This window comes from Pseudocolwellia sp. AS88 (assembly GCF_030551755.1).
GTDB lineage: Bacteria > Pseudomonadota > Gammaproteobacteria > Enterobacterales > Alteromonadaceae > Pseudocolwellia.
In genome coordinates this window covers 1-2,731 of sequence record NZ_JAUPEC010000050.1, presented here as the reverse complement: position 1 = coordinate 2,731, position 2,731 = coordinate 1, and the positions used below count along the sequence as shown (strand labels likewise).

At 50.3% G+C, this 2,731-nt stretch carries 1 rRNA gene; it reads right to left on the bottom strand.

Going from position 1 to position 2,731, the window contains the following annotated elements:
• Positions 1–13: 13 nt before the first annotated feature.
• Positions 14–2,731 (bottom strand): 23S ribosomal RNA (locus tag Q5N69_RS18330); the annotation flags it as partial.

Here is a 2,731-nt window from a genome sequence, read left to right as displayed (position 1 = left end):
ATTTAGGTGTTGTATGGTTAAGCCTCACGGGCAATTAGTATCAGTTAGCTCAAGGCCTCACAACCCTTACACACCTGACCTATCAACGTTGTAGTCTCCAACGACCCTTTAGGGAGCTTAAAGCTCCAGTGAGAACTCATCTCAAAGCCTGTTTCCCGCTTAGATGCTTTCAGCGGTTATCAGTTCCGAACGTAGCTACCGGGCAATGCTATTGGCATAACAACCCGAACACCAGCGGTTCGTCCACTCCGGTCCTCTCGTACTAGGAGCAGCCCTCTTCAATTCTCAAACGCCCACGGCAGATAGGGACCGAACTGTCTCACGACGTTCTAAACCCAGCTCGCGTACCACTTTAAATGGCGAACAGCCATACCCTTGGGACCGACTTCAGCCCCAGGATGTGATGAGCCGACATCGAGGTGCCAAACACCGCCGTCGATATGAACTCTTGGGCGGTATCAGCCTGTTATCCCCGGAGTACCTTTTATCCGTTGAGCGATGGCCCTTCCATACAGAACCACCGGATCACTATGACCTACTTTCGTACCTGCTCGACGTGTCTGTCTCGCAGTTAAGCTGGCTTATGCCATTGCACTAACCGTACGATGTCCGACCGTACTTAGCCAACCTTCGTGCTCCTCCGTTACTCTTTGGGAGGAGACCGCCCCAGTCAAACTACCCACCAGACAGTGTCCCCAAGCCCGATTAGGGCCCTAGGTTAGAACATCACGCATACAAGGGTGGTATTTCAAGGTTGGCTCCAACGCATCTGGCGACGCATCTTCAAAGCCTCCCACCTATCCTACACATGTAGGAGCAATGTTCACTGTCAAGCTATAGTAAAGGTTCACGGGGTCTTTCCGTCTAGCCGCGGGTATACGGCATCTTAACCGCAATTTCAATTTCACTGAGTCTCGGGTGGAGACAGTGTGGCCATGATTACGCCATTCGTGCAGGTCGGAACTTACCCGACAAGGAATTTCGCTACCTTAGGACCGTTATAGTTACGGCCGCCGTTTACCGGGGCTTCGATCATGAGCTTCGCAGAGCTAACCCAATCAATTAACCTTCCGGCACCGGGCAGGCGTCACACCGTATACGTCATCTTTCGATTTTGCACAGTGCTGTGTTTTTAATAAACAGTTCCAGCCACCTGGTTACTTCGACTCTCCTGTGCTTACTCCGCAAGGGATTCACACCAGAGAGCGTACCTTCTCCCGAAGTTACGGTACTATTTTGCCTAGTTCCTTCACCCGAGTTCTCTCAAGCGCCTTAGTATTCTCTACCTAACCACCTGTGTCGGTTTGGGGTACGGTTCCTATATATCTGAAGCTTAGAAGCTTTTCCTGGAAGCATGGCATCAATGACTTCAACTCCGTAGAGTCTCGTCTCGTATCTCAGTGTTAACAGCAACCCGGATTTACCTAAGTCACCCACCTACATACTTTCACACGGACTACCAACGCCGTGCTCACCTAGCCTACTCCGTCCCTCCTTCGCAATATATAGAAGTACAGAAATATTAATCTGTTTCCCATCGACTACGCGTTTCCGCCTCGCCTTAGGGGCCGACTTACCCTGCCCTGATTAACATGGGACAGGAAACCTTGGTCTTTCGGCGGGGGAGTTTTTCACTCCCCTTATCGTTACTCATGTCAGCATTCGCACTTCTGATACCTCCAGCATGCTTTACAACACACCTTCAACGGCTTACAGAACGCTCCCCTACCACTTGAACCTAAGTTCAAATCCGCAGCTTCGGTGACTAGTTTAGCCCCGTTACATCTTCCGCGCAGACCGACTCGACTAGTGAGCTATTACGCTTTCTTTAAAGGATGGCTGCTTCTAAGCCAACCTCCTAGCTGTCTATGCCTTTCCACATCGTTTCCCACTTAACTAGTACTTTGGGACCTTAGCTGGCGGTCTGGGTTGTTTCCCTCTTCACAACGGACGTTAGCACCCGTAGTGTGTCTCCCGCATATCACTCATTGGTATTCGGAGTTTGCAAAGGGTTGGTAAGTCGGGATGACCCCCTAGCCTTAACAGTGCTCTACCCCCAATGGTGTTCGTGCGAGGCTCTACCTAAATAGATTTCGGGGAGAACCAGCTATCTCCCGGCTTGATTAGCCTTTCACTCCGACCCACAAGTCATCACCGCATTTTTCAACATACGTGTGTTCGGTCCTCCAGTTGATGTTACTCAACCTTCAACCTGCCCATGGGTAGATCGCCGGGTTTCGGGTCTATACCTTGCAACTAAACGCGCAGTTAACACTCGCTTTCGCTACGGCTCCCCTATTCGGTTAACCTTGCTACAAAATATAAGTCGCTGACCCATTATACAAAAGGTACGCAATCACCGGACTAAATCCGGCTCTCACTGCTTGTACGTATGCGGTTTCAGGTTCTATTTCACTCCCCTCACAGGGGTTCTTTTCGCCTTTCCCTCACGGTACTGGTTCACTATCGGTCAGTTAGGAGTATTTAGCCTTGGAGGATGGTCCCCCCATGTTCAGTCAACGTTTCACGTGTGCCGACCTACTCGATTTCATGGTAAGTTTATTTTCGTGTACGGGGCTATCACCCTGTATCGCTCTACTTTCCAGTAGATTCCACTAACTTACAAACCACTTAAGGGCTAATTCGCGTTCGCTCGCCGCTACTAACGAAATCTCGGTTGATTTCTTTTCCTCGGGGTACTTAGATGTTTCAGTTCTCCCGGTTCGCCTCG